Annotated in this window: 1 rRNA gene; it reads right to left on the bottom strand. The window is 51.0% G+C overall.

The features are described from left to right. Positions 1-158 precede the first annotated feature (158 nt). Positions 159-347, bottom strand: a 23S ribosomal RNA gene (locus VV867_RS13885); the annotation flags it as partial.

Genomic DNA, 347 nt, shown 5'->3' with positions numbered 1-347 from the left:
TTCCAACGCTCTATGGTCGTCAAGCAATTCTTTCGGATGCCCGTGGCTTGCGCTCACGCTCACCCAGATTCGGGTATGTGACAGGTATTCTTTGCGGTTCTCACGAACTTTCGGTTCGTCGACTTCACCAATCAACACACAAATTGTTTGGGTGTTATATGGTCAAGCCTCACGGGCAATTAGTATCGGTTAGCTCAACGCCTCACAGCGCTTACACACCCGACCTATCAACGTCGTAGTCTTCGACGGCCCTTCAGGGGGATCGAGTCCCCAGTGAGATCTCATCTTGAGGCTAGTTTCCCGCTTAGATGCTTTCAGCGGTTATCTATTCCGAACATAGCTACCCG

This window comes from Pseudomonas sp. JH-2, assembly GCF_036231725.1.
Classification (GTDB): domain Bacteria; phylum Pseudomonadota; class Gammaproteobacteria; order Pseudomonadales; family Pseudomonadaceae; genus Pseudomonas; species Pseudomonas delhiensis.
This window is presented reverse-complemented; position numbering and strand designations above follow the sequence as displayed.